Origin of the sequence: Actinoplanes ianthinogenes (genome assembly GCF_018324205.1) — a bacterium.
Classification (GTDB): Bacteria; Actinomycetota; Actinomycetes; order Mycobacteriales; family Micromonosporaceae; genus Actinoplanes; species Actinoplanes ianthinogenes.
The window spans coordinates 9,250,380-9,265,659 of sequence record NZ_AP023356.1 but is presented as its reverse complement, the minus strand read 5'-3'; the positions used below and the strand labels follow the sequence as shown (position 1 = coordinate 9,265,659).

Sequence of the window (15,280 nt, the reverse complement as noted above, 5' to 3'; positions counted from 1 at the left end):
TCTCAGGCGGCGAGCAGGACGACCTCGCCGGCGCCGGAGCTGCGCGGCATCCGCGCGGCCCGGTGCGGGCGGGCGGCCTCCAGCCGGACCCGGGCGGTCTCCAGCCGGACCACGGGGGCGCGGTGCACGACCAGGTCGCGTCCCACCTCGGCCAGCAGGTCGGCCAGCTCGATCCCGAGCGAGTCGCAGACCGCGGCGACGATCTCCGAGCTCGCCTCCTTGCGGCCACGTTCGACCTCGGAGAGGTACTGCACCGAGACACTGGCGTCCCGGGCGACCTCGGCCAGGGTCCGCTCCTGCTCCCGGCGCCGCCGGCGCAACACGTCGCCGACGAGCGTCCGGAGCAGGGGCCGGGAGCGGTGCATCACGTCTGCCATGCGCCGACCGTAATCACTCACCGCTCCCGGAAGCCCGCGGTTCTGCCAGAGGCAGAGCCGCGTCAGGCCGCCGTGACCACACCGCCGGAGACCGGCTCCAGCGCGGTGGCCAGGATCTCCCGGACGTCGGCGACGATGTGCACGGTCAGCGCGGCGAGCACGTCGGCGGGGACGTCGTCGAGGTCGGGCTCGTTGCGCCGCGGCAGGTACACCTCGGTGAGCCCGGACCGCTGGGCGGCGAGCAGCTTCTGCTTGACGCCGCCGATCGGCAGGACCCGGCCGGTCAGCGACACCTCGCCGGTCATCCCGACCTCGGCGCGCACGTTGCGGCCGAGCAGCAGCGAGACCAGCGCGGTGGTCATCGTGACGCCGGCGGACGGACCGTCCTTGGGCACCGCGCCCGCCGGCACGTGCAGGTGGATCGGGTGGTCCAGCTGCTCCGGCGAGATGCCCAGCTCCTCGGCGTGCGCCCGGACGTAGGAGAGCGCGATCTGCGCCGACTCCTTCATCACGTCGCCGAGCTGGCCGGTGACCGACAGCCCGCCCTTGTCGCCGGGCAGCAGCGACGCCTCGATGTAGAGCACGTCGCCGCCCATCCCGGTGACGGCGAGACCGGTGGCCACGCCGGGGACGGCGGTCCGCTCCCCCGACTCGGGGGTGAACCGGGGCCGGCCGATCAGGTCCTTGAGGTCGCCGGCGTCGACGGTGGCCGGCAGCTGCCCGAGAGCGACCTTGCGGAACGCCTTGGCCAGCAAGCGCTCGAACGAGCGTACGCCGGCTTCCCGGGTGTAATTGGCGGCGATCTCGCGCAATGCGTCCTCGGTGACGGTCACCTCGCCCTCGCTCAGGGCGGCCCGCTCCAGCTGCCGGGGCACCAGGAAGTCGCGGGCGATGGCGACCTTGTCGTTCTCGGTGTAGCCGTCGATCGCGATCAGCTCCATCCGGTCGAACAGCGCCTGCGGGATCGTCTCCAGGACGTTGGCCGTGGCGATGAACAGCACGTCGGACAGGTCCAGGTCGAGGTCGAGGTAGTGGTCGCGGAACGTGTGGTTCTGCGCCGGGTCCAGCACCTCCAGCAGCGCCGCCGCCGGGTCGCCGCGGTAGTCGCTGCCGACCTTGTCGACCTCGTCGAGCAGCACCACCGGGTTCATCGAGCCGGCCTCGCGGATGGCCCGCACGATCCGGCCGGGCAGTGCGCCGACGTAGGTGCGCCGGTGCCCGCGGATCTCCGCCTCGTCGCGCACGCCGCCGAGGGCGACCCGGACGAACTTGCGGCCCAGGGTGCGGGCGACCGACTCGCCGAGCGAGGTCTTGCCGACTCCGGGCGGGCCGGCCAGCAGGATCACCGCGCCGGAGCCGCGGCCGCCGACGGTCGCCAGGCCGCGCTCCTCGCGGCGGGCGCGGATGCCCAGGTATTCGACGATCCGCTCCTTGACCTCGTCGAGGCCGTGGTGGTCGGCGTCGAGGACGGCGCGGGCCGCGGTCAGGTCGGTGGTGTCCGTGGTCCGCACCGCCCAGGGCAGGTCGAGCACCGTGTCCAGCCAGGTCCGGATCCAGCCCGCCTCCGGGTTCTGGTCGCCGGCGCCCTCCAGCTTGCCGACCTCGCGCAGCGCCGCCTCGCGGACCGCGTCGGGCAGGTCGGCCGCCTCGACCCGGGCCCGGTAGTCGTCCTTGCCGTCCGGCTCGCCCTCGCCGAGCTCCTTGCGGATCGCCTTGAGCTGCTCGCGCAGCAGGTACTCCCGGTTGCGCTTCTCGACCGACTCCCGGACGTCGGCCTCGATGGTGTCGTTGACCTCGGACTCGGTCAGGAAGGCCTGGGTCCACTCGATCAGCAGCCGCAGCCGGGCCTCGACGTCGGGGGTCTCCAGCAGCTCGCGCTTGCGGTCGTTGGACAGATACGGCGCCCAGCCCGCGGTGTCGGCCAGGTCGCCGGGGTCGTCGATGGCGCTGACCGACTCGATCACCTGCCACGCCTCGCGGCGTTGCAGCACCGAGACCACCAGCTGCTTGTATTCGGCGGCCAGCTCGCGGGCGTGCTCGCCGATCGGGCCGGCGACGACCGGCTCGGCCTCGACCCAGAGGGCCGCGCCGGGGCCGGTCACGCCGCTGCCGATGCGGGCGCGCACGCCGGTGCGCAACACGGCGGCCGGCGATCCGGTGCGGGACTTGCCGACCCGGCGGACGCTGGCCACCACGCCGTGCGAGGCGTAACGGTCCTCCAGCCGTGGCGCGATGAGCAGTTCCGAGCCGGCCGAGGTGCGAGCCGCGTCGACGGCGGCCTGGGCGGCCTCGTCGAGCTCGATCGGGACGACCATGCCCGGAAGCAGAACGATGTCTTCTAGGAACAGCACGGGAAGGCGTTTGCTGGTCACCCGGTACCTCCGAGGGGTTGAGTCTGTCCTGCTCAACTCCGACGGGCACCGACCTCTTCCGTTGTTCACTCTCGGCGAAAACCAACGGGCCGCAGGTTGCGCTTCTTCCCTGCTCAAGCGGCACTTACGGTGGTCTGACAACTCAACCGTTGAAGTCCGACCGCGGATCACAGAGCGATCCGCAGACCCCATTCGGGTACGCCCGGACGGCGCCCGCCTCGGCCTGTTCGCGTGCACGGAAGCGACCCTGCGCAACCCGGACGGACCCGCACTGGCGGCCGAGTCGGTGCAGGTGGAGCGAGCCTTGCCCATCTGCCGAGTCACGCGGTCCGGTAGTGGTAGGTGCGCCCGCCGTCGCCTTGGGTGAATCCGTCCGGCCACAGGCCCAGCGACAGCGCGGTGTCGACGATGAGCGCCATGCCGAGACCGCACTCGCCCGGCGCATTCGGGACCATCTCTGAGCGGAAGCCCTCGGACATGGATCCGACCAGTTCGATACGAAGCACCAGTACGGACTGTTGAGGACGGGATCAAGAATGTCAGAAATGGACTTCGCAACCGAGTACGCCACCGGGCTGTTGTTCGCCGCTGATGTCACCGAGGCGGCAACCTGGCCGGAGCGCGGTACACACGGCGCCGATCAGCTGAAAGAGCCGTACCTGCAGGACCTGCTCAGTAACCAGCGGAACTACGACTGGTGCGACAATCGGCAGGACGTGGATGTCGCCGTGAACGGCGCGTTGCGGGCGACAGTCGACTACGTCGCCCGCCGACACGCGCTGTCGCCGTCCTCCGCCCCCGGCCAGCCGCGGCAGCTGTGGCCCGATCTCGACGAACGGCTCGCCGCGCTCGCGAACGCACTGCACTTTGCCGCATCCGCGGCCGAGAAAGCGTGGCCGCACGAGCTCGACTTCGTGCTCGAGCCGTGGCTGCGCCGCCGGCTGGCCCGGCTGCTGCAGGCGCCCACCCCCACCGAAGGCGTAGGTACCTTCGAAGCCCGGATCCGCCACGCGGTCACCGTCACCCATCGGTACCGTCACGTACGCTACGAACTGTTCGGCGACCGGACGTGGACCGGCAGGCCCGAGGCGTCGTGGTGGTGTCCCGACGACGATCTCGCCGCGCGGGCGCCGTTCGATGGCTACGCCCACGGTGATGTGCCGGTGTACGCGCTCGTCCTCGACGACGCCTCCTCGCGGCGCGCCGGAGAACTCACGGTCTGCACCGGGCGCTCCGAGGAGGCCCGGACCTACCGCTTCGTCGTTATCGACGGCGAACCCCAGCTGCCCGACGGGTGCGATCCGGCGGTCCATGAGGCGGTCACAGCGGCGTTGACCGCGTTGGGCGTGCTACCCGCGCTGCCCGCACCCGGCATTTCCGATCCTCAGGCAGGTTGATCTCCGGTCGCGAGCGACGAGATCCCGGACCCGGCGCTGCTGGCGCAGGCGCGGGCACGGACGCGAGGACCGCGTACGAGGACGCGGGCCGGTCAGCGGCCGGCCCGCGCCCGCCGACGTCACCGCCGGCGCATTGCCAAGATCGCCACGACGAGCACCACACCGAAGACGATGATCGCGAGCTGGACGGTCCGTTCACTGCTGGCGTCGGCAACCTTCATGATCAGCGCAATGCCTCCGGCTGACCCACCGGCGACACCGAGTGCTTTCAGCGCTACGTGGTCGCGCTGGTCGGGAGGCTCCTGGCTTCGCAAGGTGTTCCTGGCTACAGTCATTTAGTTGCTCTCCTGCCTGTTGAGGGCTGAGTGATGTGCCTGGCGGTACTTCCCGGGAGAGCAGCACGACGGCCCGCCTGCCAGCGGGCCGTCCTCGTTGCCGAGGACCGCGGCCGTCGCTGCGCCCACCTGATAGTCCTTGCTTCGTCATCGGTTGTCTTTTGTCGTGGGACGACAGGAGACAAACCGATGTGGATCGCACGGGAACGCTCGGTGAAAAGCGACACCCGTTCCTGCCACCGCGAGTCAGCGCCGGGGATCCGGCCGACCGGCATCGCGGTGGGCCCACCCAGGCGCGATCTGGCTCGTGCGGCGGCAGCCAGCCGGTTCACCGCGGCTCGGCCCCTCGAACATTGCTGCCAATGGTCAATCCTCCGATGCGGACGGACAAGTCGATGTCCGCGGCATCATCTTCCCGGCATCATGGTCAACGCAAGAAGTACTAGACTTCTTGGTCAGCACGCACGGCCGGTACGCCGCAGAATCCGTCCGGGCCAATCGACGCCACAACGCCTCGCGCTTTCTGGATCCACTTGCCTTTTCCCAGGCCAACGGGGGCGGCAGCCACGGTATCGTCGCCGTTGCAGCCTTGCCGGGAGACCGCACAGTTTGCGATGGCGAGGGCCGTTTCCAGGCAGCGCCGCGACAGTTCTGCGACACCTGATTCCCACGCTTTTGGTGCTGTCCGCCTCGATTTTCGTGGCATTCCGCGAAGTTGCTCGGTACCGGCACGAGTCCGTGAGTCCAGGGCTGCGCGTCGGACAGGTGTAGTGGATCGGTGCCGGCTGCCCGGGCATGAGGCGACATCCCCTCCGGCGCCGGCCTCCACCGGACCAAGTCCCAGTTAGTCTATGGGTATGGGGGATGGCTCTGCGCGGAGGAGTGCGTGTGAAATTCCAGGTTCTCGACATCCTGCCGAACCTCACGAACCCGGTCACCGGGCGGGAGATCCGGCCGGACGAGCGCTTCTCGCAGGCACTGACGTCGGCGCGGTACGCCGAGGAGTTCGGTTTCGACGCGGTCGGGATCGGGGAACGGCATGCCGGCGCGTTTCTGTCCAGCGGGGTGAGTGTGCTGCTCGGGGCGGTCGCGGCCACCACCAGCCGGGTCCGGGTCACGACCGGGGTGTCGGTGCTGTCGATCCACGACCCGCTGCGGGTGGCCGAGGACTACGCCACCGTCGACCAGCTCTCCCGGGGCCGGCTCGACCTGGTCATCGGCAAGGGCAACGAGCTGCGCCAGCTGCCGATGTTCGGGATCACGAACGGCGACCAGTGGGACGCCCTGGCCGAGAAGTACGAGCTGCTGCGCCGGCTGTGGCGGGAGGAGGAGGTGACCTGGGACGGCCGGTTCCGCGAGCCGCTCGACCGGGTCACCAGCCTGCCCCGGCCCTACGCCGGCGCCCCGCGCGTCTGGCACGGCTCGGCCACCACGCTGACCTCGGCGGAGCTCGCCGCCCGCTGGGGTGACCCGCTGTTCTCCGCCAACGCCATCCAGCCCCGGGACAACTACACGGTGCTGATCGAGCACTACCGGCGGCGGTACGCCGAGCACGGCCACGACCCGCGGTTCGCCTATGTCGGGGCGGGCGCCGGGTTCCTTTACCTGGCCGACACCACGCAGCAGGCCCGGGAGGCGTTCGGGCCGACCTACGAGCGCATCGTCGAGTACTTCAACCAGCCGGGCAACCACACGCCCGGCAACGAGATGACGTTCGCGAGCATCGACGACGCGATCGCCCGGGGGCCGGTGCTGGTCGGCTCGCCGCAGCAGATCGCCGAGAAGATCCTCTGGTTCCACGAGGCGTTCGGGCACGACCTCCAGTCGTTCAGCCTGCCCACGATGATCCCGCACGAGCAGCAGCTGGCCATGCTGGAACGCCTGGCGGCCGAGGTGCTCCCGGTGGTGCGCAAGGCGGCGCCGACGACGCTGTGGGGCGACGACGACCCGTACGGCGGGCGGCCCGCGGCGTACGGGCGTACCGTCGCGGACGCCGCCGCCGAGATCGAGAAGACCCGGGCCCGGTGATGCGGGCCGTGCACGTCACCCGCTTCGGCGGGCCCGAGGTGCTGACCCTGGCCGAGGTCCCGGTCCCGGTGCCGGCGGCCGGGCAGTCACTGGTCACGGTGGACGCCGCCGGGGTCAACTTCGCCGACACGAGCCGGATCGCCGGGAGCTATCAGCCCACGCCGCGGGTCCCGTTCGTGCCGGGCACCGAGGTGGTCGGGCGCACCGCGGACGGCCGCCGCGTGCTGGCGACCACGTTCGAGGGAGGCGGGTTCGCCGAGCGGGCGGTGGTGGACGACGCGACGACCGTGCGGGTGCCCGACGGGGTGGGTGACGCCGACGCGCTGGCGCTGCTGGTGCAGGGCCTGACCGCCTGGCACCTGCTGCGCGGCTCGGCCCGGCTCGGCCCGGGCGAGACGGTCGTGGTGAACGCCGCGGCGGGTGGTGTCGGCTCGTTGCTGATCCAGCTGGCCGGGCACTTCGGCGCCGGCCGGGTCATCGCCACCGCCTCGACGGCCGCCAAGCGGGAAGTGGCGCTGTCGCTCGGCGCCGACGCCGCGGTCTCCGGCGAGGCCGACGGCTATTCCGAGCGGATCCTCGCGGCCAACGCGGGCCGGCCGGTCGACGTCGTTCTGGACGCGGTCGGCGGGCCGGTGTTCGGCGCGGGCCTGGCGACGCTGGCGAACTTCGGGCGACTGGTGACCTACGGCAACGCGTCGCGGCTGCCGAAGCCACCGGTCGACCTGGACACCCTGACCGATCGCAACCTGGCCGTCTGCGGCTTCTGGCTGCGTCCGGCCCTGACCGTCCCGGGCGCGTTCCGGGAGCCGCTGGAGGCGATGTTCGACCTCGTCGCCGCCGGCGCCCTGCGGCCGGTGACCGGCGCGGCCTATCCACTGGACCGGGCCCGGCAGGCGTTCGAGGATCTGCTGGCGCGTCGCACCACCGGCAAAATCACGCTAACTCCTATAGCCTAAGTAGGGTTAGGCTCGGGGCATGAGCGAACAGCAGTGGGCGACCTGGCACGCCGAGCACGAGCGCCGGCTGGCCGATCCGCACGGATTCCTGGCCATCACCAGCCTGAACTACCTGACCACCGAGCCGCAGCGCTTCCCGGACGCGCCGGGCGCCTGGCACACCGGCCCGCAGGGCGTCGTCGTCGAGCTGGCCGCCGGCGAGTCACTGACCCTGGACGGCGTCACCCTCACCGGCCGGCACGAGTTCGGCGAACTCGCCGAGCGCAGCAGCGTCTTCCCCGCGTTCGGCGAGGCGGTCGTCGAGGTGGCCAAGCGCGGCGGCTTCGACATCGTCCGGCCGCGGCACCCGTCGCACCCGCTGCTGGTGCGGTTCCACGGGGTGCCCGCCTACGGGTTCACCGAGCGGTGGCGACTGACCGGGCGTTACGTGCCGCTCGACCAGCCGCGCGACGTGACGGTCGGCGCCGCGGTCGAGGGTCTGGAGCACGTCTACGAGTCCCCCGGCCGGGTCGAGTTCACGGTCGGCGACGTCGACCTGGCGCTCACCGTCTTCAACGGACGCGAACCGGGCTCGCTGTTCGCCCTGTTCACCGACCGGACCTCGGGCGTCACCACGTACGCCGCGAACCGCAGCCTGGCGATCGACGCGCCGGACGCGGACGGCACCGTGGTCCTCGACTTCAACCGGGCGACCAACCTGGTCTGTGCCTACACCGACTACGCGACCTGCCCGCTGCCTCCGGCCGAGAACCGTCTGCCGGTCGCGATCGAGGCGGGCGAGAAGATTCCGTACGAGCGACTCGCCCCGGTCGGCTGAGGAGACGCCACCATGAGCGTGACCGACGAACTGCTCCAGAACGCCGAGAGCTACGCCGCCTCGTTCGACAAGGGCGAGCTGCCCCTGCCACCCGCGAAGCACGTCGCCGTCCTGGCCTGCATGGACGCGCGGCTCAACCCGTACGGACTGCTGGGTCTCGCCGAAGGCGACGCGCACGTGATCCGCAACGCCGGTGGCGTGGTCACCGCCGACGGGCTGCGCAGCCTGGCGATCAGCCAGCGACTGCTCGGCACCACCGAGATCATCCTGATCCACCACACCGACTGCGGCATGCTCACCTTCACCGACGACGGCTTCAAGGCGAGCATCCAGGCCGAGGTCGGCATCAAGCCGTCCTGGGCCGCCGAGGCCTTCCCCGACCTGGACGAGGACGTCCGCCAGTCGGTGCGCCGGATCCTGGACGACCCGTTCATCCCGGTGAAGGACTCGGTGCGCGGCTTCGTCTACGAGGTCGGGACCGGCCGCCTGCGCGAGGTCAAGTAGCACTCACGGACGGAGACGACCCATGCGAGGGCTGCTCGACGCGCTCCTCGAGGCCGTGATGGGTCTCGAGGAGCTGCCGCCCGAGCCGGGCACCCCGGAACGGGCCGAGGCGCTGCGGAACCGCGTCCGCACCGCCGAGCTGGAGCACGAGCGGGAATCCGGCGGAAACACTCGATACAGTCTGATCAAGGGCATTGACCCACAAAGGATATCGATGCAGGTTTAAGCGCATCGGATATCCTACCTCTCAGAGGGGTTATGCCATGCCTGTCCTGGCCACCGCCCGCTCCCGGGCCGGTGCAACCTTGCTCGGCCTCGTCACCGCCGCGACCGTGGGCGCCGCCGCACCCGCGGCCGCCGAGCCGGTCACCACCGATTCCGTGCTGGTCTGGTACGACGCGACCGCCGCCGCGATCACGGCCGGTGGCGCGACGACCCAGGTCACCAACAACCGCACCTGGGCGATCGCCTGGCTCGCCGCGGCCCGCGCGCAGAACACGACGCACTCGCCGCTCGGCCGGCGCGCCGCCCTGGCCGGCGCCGTGCACCAGACGCTGGCCACGCTGATCCCCGGCCAGCAGGCGGCGGCCGACGCCACGCTCGCCGCCGAGCTCGCGGCCCTGCCGGACCGCAAGCCTGTCCGCGACGGCGTGGCGGCCGGGCGGGCCGCGGCGCAGCGGCTGATCGCCGAGCGCACCGGCGACGGACTCGACCCGGCCTCGGTGAACACGCCGTTCACGGTGCCGGCCGCCGCGCCCGGCGTCTGGCAGCCGACGCCACCGGCGTACGCCCCGGCCGCCCAGTACGGCAACCGGGTCGCCCGCCCGTTCGTGCTGCGCTCCGCCGCCCAGTTCCGGCCCGCCGCTCCCCCGGCGCTCGGGACCGAGCGGTACGAGACCGACCTGGCCGAGGTCAAGGCGTACGGCTCGGCGACCAGCACGGTGCGCACCCAGGCGCAGACCGACACGGCGACGTTCTGGCTCGGCTCGTCGCTGACGCTGTACACGCCGATCCTGCGCGCCGCCGTGGCCCAGTCGCCCGCGTCGATCGCCGATCGCACCCGCCTGGTGGCGCTGTTCCACGTCGCCGCGGTGGACACCCAGATCGCCACCTCCGACGCCAAGTACGCGTACCAGCGGTGGCGCCCGGTGACCGCGATCCAGGCCGGCGGTGACACCGCGTGGCTGCCGCTGCACGCCACCCCGGCGCACCCGGATTACCCGAGCGGGCACAACACCTACTCGGGTTCGGCCGAGGGCGTGCTCACCGGGCTGACCGGGCCGCACGCGCGGCAGCCGTACACGATCGGCAGCCCCACCGCGCCGGGCGTGACCCGCACCTACACCGACTGGCACCAGCCCAGTGTGGAGAACGTCGACGCCCGCGTCTTCTCCGGCATCCACACCCGCAACGCCGACCTGGCCGGCATCCGCCTGGGCAGCGACGTCGCCCGCTACGTCCTGCGTCAGGCACCCGCCCTGCTGCGCTGACGCCCACCCGGCAGTTCCCGCTGCCCGGCCTCGTCGGCGACGGTCAGCAGGACCACGACGAGGATCAGCAGCCCGGCGACCGCGCCGAAATGGTTCTGCGCGGCCAGCACCCACGGCTGCTCCGGCGGCGGGAACTCCGGCGTCACCGCGAACGACAGCACCGCTTTCCACGAGCCCCAGGCGAACAGGAAGCCCGCGGCCAGCCATGCCGCCAGCAGGGGCAGCCGGCCGGTGTGCCGGGTCAGCGTCCACACGCTCGCCGCGGCGATCAGCGCCCAGACACCGTTGTTGACGGTGAGCAGGTGCCACTGCGCGTCACGGTTGCCGAGCGTCGCCGGGTTCAGCCCGGCCGTCGCGCCCGCGGCCCAGCACAGCGACGGCAGGCCGAGCGCGACGCAGAGGGCCGCCGCCAGCCGGGCCAGGGTGACCCGCACGCCCGGGAGTCCGGGAACCTCCGCGCCGAGGGGCCACCGCCGGGCGGCATAGGCCGGGGCGGCGATCGCCACCCCGAGGGCGAACCCGGCGAAGGACACCGACAGCAGGCCGACCTCCCAGGCTGCCATCCTCACTTCCCCGGCGCTGTCCCCGGTGTCGCCGCCCACCAGCGCGAGCGCCGGGATGAGCGGCAGCATCGGCACCAGGAAACCCATCCCGATCCAGGCCGGCAGCAGCATCAGCCAGGCCGGCACCCGCAGGCCCCACGGCTGCGCCAGCGCGAGGCCGAGCAGGATGGCGAGCCCCGACATCACCACCGTCACCGCGTTGATCGCCCGAAGGGGACCGCCGCCGATAGTCCAGACGATTTTCAGTACGCAGTACGGCGTCATCGCCAGCGCAGCGCCGTACCCGGCTCTCCTCATACCGCCGACGCTAGGAACGGGCCAACCGCGCCACCTCCCCCGGCGGAGGGAGCACCCTCCCCCTCGGTGGTGAACCACGGACGCCACCCGGGCTGAACAGAATGAACGCAACGGTGCTTCGGGGCGAGACCCGGGTCACAGTCTGGGCAGATCCCCATCGATGCCCAGGAGCCCCTGATGCACCTCGACACGTCCCCCAGCCGGACCACCCGGACGCGGCTTCTCGTTCTGCTCGCCGCCCTCCTCACCCTCCTCCCGGCGTACGTCGCCGCGACGACACCGCCGTCGCACGCCGCGACGTCGACACCGATCGCCGGCGTCTCACTGGTCAACAACGTCTCCCGGAAGCCGATCCTGGGCGTCAGCCCGGTCCTCGACGACGCGGTCATCGACCTGACCAGGCTGGCCAATCGCCATCTCAGCCTGCAATCCACCCTTTCGTACGGCGCCTCCGCCGGCAGCGTCCGATTCACGCTGTCCGGAGCGACCGGGTCGTCGTACAGCCGCACCGAGAACGTCGCGCCGTACTTCCTCTGCAACGACTACGCCGACTGCCCGCTGCTGGCCACCCCGGACAGCTACACGCTGACCGTGCAGGCGTTCTCCGGGGCGAACGCCACCGGGAGCGCGCTCGGCAGCCCGTCGACCGTGCGCTTCCGCGTTTCGGCGACCGCGGTGGCGACACCGGCGGTCGACGTGTTGTTCGTCGGCAACAGCCTCATCGGTACGCCCACGACCTCCACCGGCGAGGACACTCCGCAGGTGCTGCGGAGCCTGGCCGCGGCGGCCGGGCGGACGGTCACCGTCACCAAAGTGATCCACTTCGGCAACACGCTGCAGCAGACCTGGGACGCGGGCGAGGTCGCCGCCGCGGTCAACGGCACCAAGAAGTACGACTACGTGGTGCTCCAGGAGTACAGCACGCTGGTGCCCACCGATCTCCCCGCGGCGACGAACACCCTGCTGAACACGTACGCCCCGGCGGTCGCGAAGGTGCTCAAGCCCGGCGGCCGGGTGGTGCTGTTCAAGGACTGGGCGCTGGTGGACCCGGCGCCGTTCGCCAACCGCGCCGCGTATGTCGCCGCGCTGAACACCAACTACGCCACCCTCGGGGCCAGGCTGGGCCTGCCCACCATCGTCGCGCCGATCAGCGACACGTTCGAGACGGTGATCGCGACGAAGGGCACCTCCTACCTGATCGTGGCGGACGGCAAGCATCCGCACGGGCGGGCGATCTACATGAACGCCGCGACCCTGTACGGCATCCTGTTCCGGTCGTCGCCCCGCGACCTGTCGAACCTTTACGTCGACAGTGACAGCACGACGGCGCCTCAGCTGCGGGACGTGTCGGCGACGGCGATCGGCTACTGAGGCCGGCGCGCCCCGGCCGGCGTGCTCCGGGCGTACGAAAAATCGGTTTTTGATCGTCGAACTATGATCTGCCGAGTGCTGACGTGCAGGGTCCTGGGGCCGGTCGAGCTCGAGGTGGACGGCGTCGCTGTCCACCTCGGCGGGCTGCTCCCCCGGCGGCTGGTCACGGTCCTGGCCGCGGCGAACGGGCGGCCGGTCACCGAGGACGCCCTGGTCGATCTGCTGTGGGGTGACGAGCCGCCGGCGAACCCGCGCAGTTCACTGTTCGCCTACGTGTCCCGGCTGCGTCGCGCGCTCGGCAGGGAGGCGCTGGTCCGGACCGACGACGGCTATCGGCTGCGGGTCGACGAGAGCGACGCGGACCGGTTCGCCGCCGCCGTCGACCACGGGCGGGAGCTGCTGAAGGACGGGCGCGCGGCGGAGGCGGTCCCGGTGTTCGACCGGGCCCTCGCGGCGTGGCGCGGGGAACCCTTCGCCGAGCTGGCCGGGGATGCGGTGCCGGCCCGGGCGAGACTGGGCGAGTTGCGCCTGGTCGCGGTCGAGGAGCGGCTGGCGGCGCGGCTCACCGCCGGTGACGCGGCCGGCTCGGTCGGCGAGCTGGAGGAGGCGGTGCGGGCCGAGCCCTATCGGGAACGCCGGTGGGAACTGCTCATCCTGGCCCATTACCGCAGTGGGCGGCAGGCCGACGCGCTGGCCGCGCTGCGCCGGGTCCGTGACCTGCTCGCCGAGGATCTGGGTCTCGATCCCGGCCCGGCGTTGCAGGATCTGGAGCGCCGGCTGCTGCTCCAGGATCCGCGGCTGCTGCTGGCGGCCCGGCCGGCGCGGACCGCCCGGCCGCTGACGACATTCCTCGGCCGCGACGCCGAACTCGCCGCCCTCGGCACACTGACCGCGGCGCACCGCCTGATCACGCTGGTCGGCCCCGGCGGGGCCGGGAAGACCCGGCTGGCTCTCGAATACGCCGCGGACCGCGCCTGGTTCGTCCGGCTGGCCGACGCGGCCGCGCCGGTTCCGGCCGTCGCCGCGGCGCTGCGCCTGCGCGGGTCGACCCTGGACACGGTGACCGCCGCCCTGGCCGATCAGCCGGGCCTGCTCCTGCTGGACAACTGCGAACACCTGGTGGAGCCGGTCGCCGAGCTCGCCCTGCACCTGCTGGCGCACTGCCCGGGCCTGCGGATCCTGGTCACCAGCCGGGAGCCGCTCGGCGTCAGCGGCGAACGCCTGCTGCCGGTCGATCCGCTGCCGCCGACCGCGGCGGTCGCGCTGCTCACCGACCGGATCGCGGCCCAGCGGCTGGGCTGGCAGCCGGACGCCGGCGACAGCGCGCACCTGGCTCGCATCGCCGCCGCCCTCGACGGCATCCCGCTCGCCCTCGAACTGGCCGCGGCGCGGGCCCGGCTGCTGAGCCTCGGTGACCTCAGTGGGCTGCTGCGCGACCGGTTCCCGGCGCTCGGGCCGGTCCCCCGCGGCGAGATCACCCCGCACCAGACCCTGGAGGCGGCGGTCGCCTGGAGCGTGGACCTGCTCCCGGCCGCCGACCGGGCGCTGCTGCTGCGGCTGTGGCCCTACGAGGACGGCTTCCCGCTGAGCGCCGCCGAGTCGGACCTCGACCGGCTGTCCGCACTGGTCACCCGCTCGGTGGTGGCGGCCGACACCGGGGTGACGCCGACCCGGTACCGGCTGCTGGAGATCATCCGGGGGTACTGCCGGGCGCACGACCCGGATCCGGCCGGCAGCCGCGCGGCGCACGCCGCCTGGACGCGGGACCTCGTCGCCCGGTGGGTTCCCGAACTGGCCGGCGAACACTCGCCGCACGCGATGCGGGTACTGCACCGCGATCTGGCCAACGTGCACGCCGGCATCGAGCACGACCTTGCCGCCGCGCCCGAGGCGGCGCTGCGGACCGCCTCGCTGCTGCCGTGGTTCTGGTTCCGGGGCGGGCATGTGGCGGTGGGGCTGCGGCTGCTGGACGCCGCGCTGGCCGCGGCGCCGCACGCGCCGGCCGTCGACCGGGCGCGGGCCCTCGCGGGTGGGGCGATGGTGCGGTTCATCGGCGGTGACCTGCCGGGCGCGCTGGACTGGCTGCGGCAGGCGGGCGAGGTGCTGCCGGACCCGGGTGACCGGGAGCAGCAGGTGGTGCGGGCGCAGATGCTCTACTACGACTCGGTGGTGCACCACGCGATCGAGGACTTCGCGACGGCGGAGCGGCGGGCCCGGGACTCGATCGCGGTCTCCCGAGCCTGCGGGGAACGCTGGAGCGTCGCGGCGGCGGAGGTGTGCCTCGGGTTCGCGCTGACCGGGCTGGGGCGTTTGGACGAGGCGCACGCGGTGCTGGACCGGGCGATCGCGGAGGCGCAGGCGCGAGGGTACGGGTGGTCCGCGGCGCTCGGGGAGATGGCGCTGGGCTGGCTCGGCCTGGTCGGGGTCACCTCGCGGGGCGGTGGGTCGCCGCTCGATCCGGAGGCCGCGCTGGCGGCGATCCGGCGGTCACTCTGGTTGTTCCGCGCCGCCGACGACCTGGGGAACGCGCTGACCTGCCTGCACATGGGTGCGCTGGCGCTGGCGCTGGCCGGGCGGGTGGACACGGCGGCGGTGCTGCTGACGGCGGTGCGCGGGTACTCGGTGCGGCGCGGCATCGATCCGAACCTGGTGAGCCCGGCGCTGACCGCCGCGATCGAGGCGACCATGCAGGACGCCGGCTGGGAGGCCGCCGCCCGGGCCGCCCAGGATCTCAGCGAGCAGGAGATGATCGACCTGCTCGTTTGACGCCCGG

At 72.3% G+C, this 15,280-nt stretch carries 14 protein-coding genes; 9 read left to right on the top strand and 5 right to left on the bottom strand.

Annotated features, from left to right (window positions below; genetic code table 11):
- Positions 1-2: 2 nt before the first annotated feature.
- The 3 genes from Aiant_RS47165 to Aiant_RS42050 form a co-directional block, all read right to left on the bottom strand.
- Positions 3-377 (bottom strand): helix-turn-helix domain-containing protein, encoded by a 375-nt coding sequence (locus tag Aiant_RS47165; RefSeq protein WP_425322650.1) that lies wholly within the window; start codon positions 375-377, stop codon positions 3-5.
- Positions 378-439: 62 nt separating this feature from the next.
- The gene (gene lon / locus Aiant_RS42055; protein ID WP_229830023.1) at positions 440-2,692 is read right to left on the bottom strand and encodes an endopeptidase La; all 2,253 of its coding nucleotides are present in this window, start codon (positions 2,690-2,692) and stop codon (positions 440-442) included.
- Between the two features lie 377 nt (positions 2,693-3,069).
- Positions 3,070-3,255 (bottom strand): hypothetical protein, encoded by a 186-nt coding sequence (locus Aiant_RS42050; protein ID WP_189330215.1) that lies wholly within the window; start codon positions 3,253-3,255, stop codon positions 3,070-3,072.
- A 39-nt stretch (positions 3,256-3,294) separates the two neighbouring features.
- Between Aiant_RS42050 and Aiant_RS42045 the strand changes: the two genes are divergently transcribed.
- Positions 3,295-4,146 carry a hypothetical protein gene (locus tag Aiant_RS42045; protein WP_189330214.1) on the top strand — a complete coding sequence of 284 codons (852 nt, stop codon included), beginning with the start codon at positions 3,295-3,297 and terminating at the stop codon, positions 4,144-4,146.
- A 119-nt stretch (positions 4,147-4,265) separates the two neighbouring features.
- Here the strand turns inward: Aiant_RS42045 and Aiant_RS42040 are convergent, their stop codons facing one another.
- Positions 4,266-4,481, bottom strand: coding sequence for a hypothetical protein (locus Aiant_RS42040; protein ID WP_189330213.1), 216 nt, complete (start codon positions 4,479-4,481; stop codon positions 4,266-4,268).
- 888 nt (positions 4,482-5,369) lie between these two features.
- Here Aiant_RS42040 and Aiant_RS42035 point away from each other — a divergent pair.
- Genes Aiant_RS42035 through Aiant_RS42010 form a run of 6 tightly spaced genes read left to right on the top strand, consistent with a single transcriptional unit; the run spans position 5,370 to position 10,276 of the window.
- A complete protein-coding gene (locus Aiant_RS42035) occupies positions 5,370-6,509 on the top strand; it encodes an LLM class flavin-dependent oxidoreductase (RefSeq protein ID WP_189330212.1) in 1,140 nt (379 codons plus the stop codon).
- 8 nt (positions 6,510-6,517) lie between these two features.
- Positions 6,518-7,465, top strand: coding sequence for a quinone oxidoreductase family protein (locus Aiant_RS42030; RefSeq protein ID WP_212846798.1), 948 nt, complete (start codon positions 6,518-6,520; stop codon positions 7,463-7,465).
- Between the two features lie 19 nt (positions 7,466-7,484).
- A complete protein-coding gene (locus tag Aiant_RS42025) occupies positions 7,485-8,282 on the top strand; it encodes a DUF1684 domain-containing protein (protein WP_189330211.1) in 798 nt (265 codons plus the stop codon).
- A gap of 12 nt (positions 8,283-8,294) precedes the next feature.
- Entirely contained in the window at positions 8,295-8,786 is a 492-nt protein-coding gene (locus Aiant_RS42020; RefSeq protein WP_189330210.1) for a beta-class carbonic anhydrase, read from the top strand.
- A 22-nt stretch (positions 8,787-8,808) separates the two neighbouring features.
- Complete coding sequence (locus Aiant_RS42015) at positions 8,809-9,012, top strand: hypothetical protein (RefSeq protein ID WP_189330209.1); 204 nt, start codon at positions 8,809-8,811, stop codon at positions 9,010-9,012.
- A 37-nt stretch (positions 9,013-9,049) separates the two neighbouring features.
- Positions 9,050-10,276, top strand: coding sequence for a vanadium-dependent haloperoxidase (locus Aiant_RS42010; RefSeq protein ID WP_189330208.1), 1,227 nt, complete (start codon positions 9,050-9,052; stop codon positions 10,274-10,276).
- Here the strand turns inward: Aiant_RS42010 and Aiant_RS42005 are convergent.
- Positions 10,252-11,136 carry a hypothetical protein gene (locus Aiant_RS42005; RefSeq protein WP_189330207.1) on the bottom strand — a complete coding sequence of 295 codons (885 nt, stop codon included), beginning with the start codon at positions 11,134-11,136 and terminating at the stop codon, positions 10,252-10,254. The two genes, Aiant_RS42010 and Aiant_RS42005, sit on opposite strands and share 25 nt — an antisense overlap.
- Positions 11,137-11,313: 177 nt before the next feature.
- Between Aiant_RS42005 and Aiant_RS42000 the strand changes: the two genes are divergently transcribed.
- Both Aiant_RS42000 and Aiant_RS41995 read left to right on the top strand, forming a co-directional pair.
- On the top strand, positions 11,314-12,507 hold the full coding sequence (locus Aiant_RS42000) for a hypothetical protein (protein ID WP_189330206.1): 1,194 nt from the start codon (positions 11,314-11,316) through the stop codon (positions 12,505-12,507).
- A 75-nt stretch (positions 12,508-12,582) separates the two neighbouring features.
- Entirely contained in the window at positions 12,583-15,273 is a 2,691-nt protein-coding gene (locus Aiant_RS41995; protein ID WP_189330205.1) for an AfsR/SARP family transcriptional regulator, read from the top strand.
- Positions 15,274-15,280: the final 7 nt, after the last annotated feature.

Coding starts and splice junctions, on each gene's coding strand:
- Aiant_RS42010 (WP_189330208.1), top strand. CDS start 9,050: ATGCCTGTCCTGGCCACCGCCCGCTCCCGGGCCGGTGCAACCTTGCTC.
- lon (WP_229830023.1), bottom strand. CDS start 2,692: ATGGTCGTCCCGATCGAGCTCGACGAGGCCGCCCAGGCCGCCGTCGAC.
- Aiant_RS42015 (WP_189330209.1), top strand. CDS start 8,809: ATGCGAGGGCTGCTCGACGCGCTCCTCGAGGCCGTGATGGGTCTCGAG.
- Aiant_RS42025 (WP_189330211.1), top strand. CDS start 7,485: ATGAGCGAACAGCAGTGGGCGACCTGGCACGCCGAGCACGAGCGCCGG.
- Aiant_RS42005 (WP_189330207.1), bottom strand. CDS start 11,136: ATGAGGAGAGCCGGGTACGGCGCTGCGCTGGCGATGACGCCGTACTGC.
- Aiant_RS47165 (WP_425322650.1), bottom strand. CDS start 377: ATGGCAGACGTGATGCACCGCTCCCGGCCCCTGCTCCGGACGCTCGTC.
- Aiant_RS42040 (WP_189330213.1), bottom strand. CDS start 4,481: ATGACTGTAGCCAGGAACACCTTGCGAAGCCAGGAGCCTCCCGACCAG.
- Aiant_RS42000 (WP_189330206.1), top strand. CDS start 11,314: ATGCACCTCGACACGTCCCCCAGCCGGACCACCCGGACGCGGCTTCTC.
- Aiant_RS42045 (WP_189330214.1), top strand. CDS start 3,295: ATGGACTTCGCAACCGAGTACGCCACCGGGCTGTTGTTCGCCGCTGAT.
- Aiant_RS42020 (WP_189330210.1), top strand. CDS start 8,295: ATGAGCGTGACCGACGAACTGCTCCAGAACGCCGAGAGCTACGCCGCC.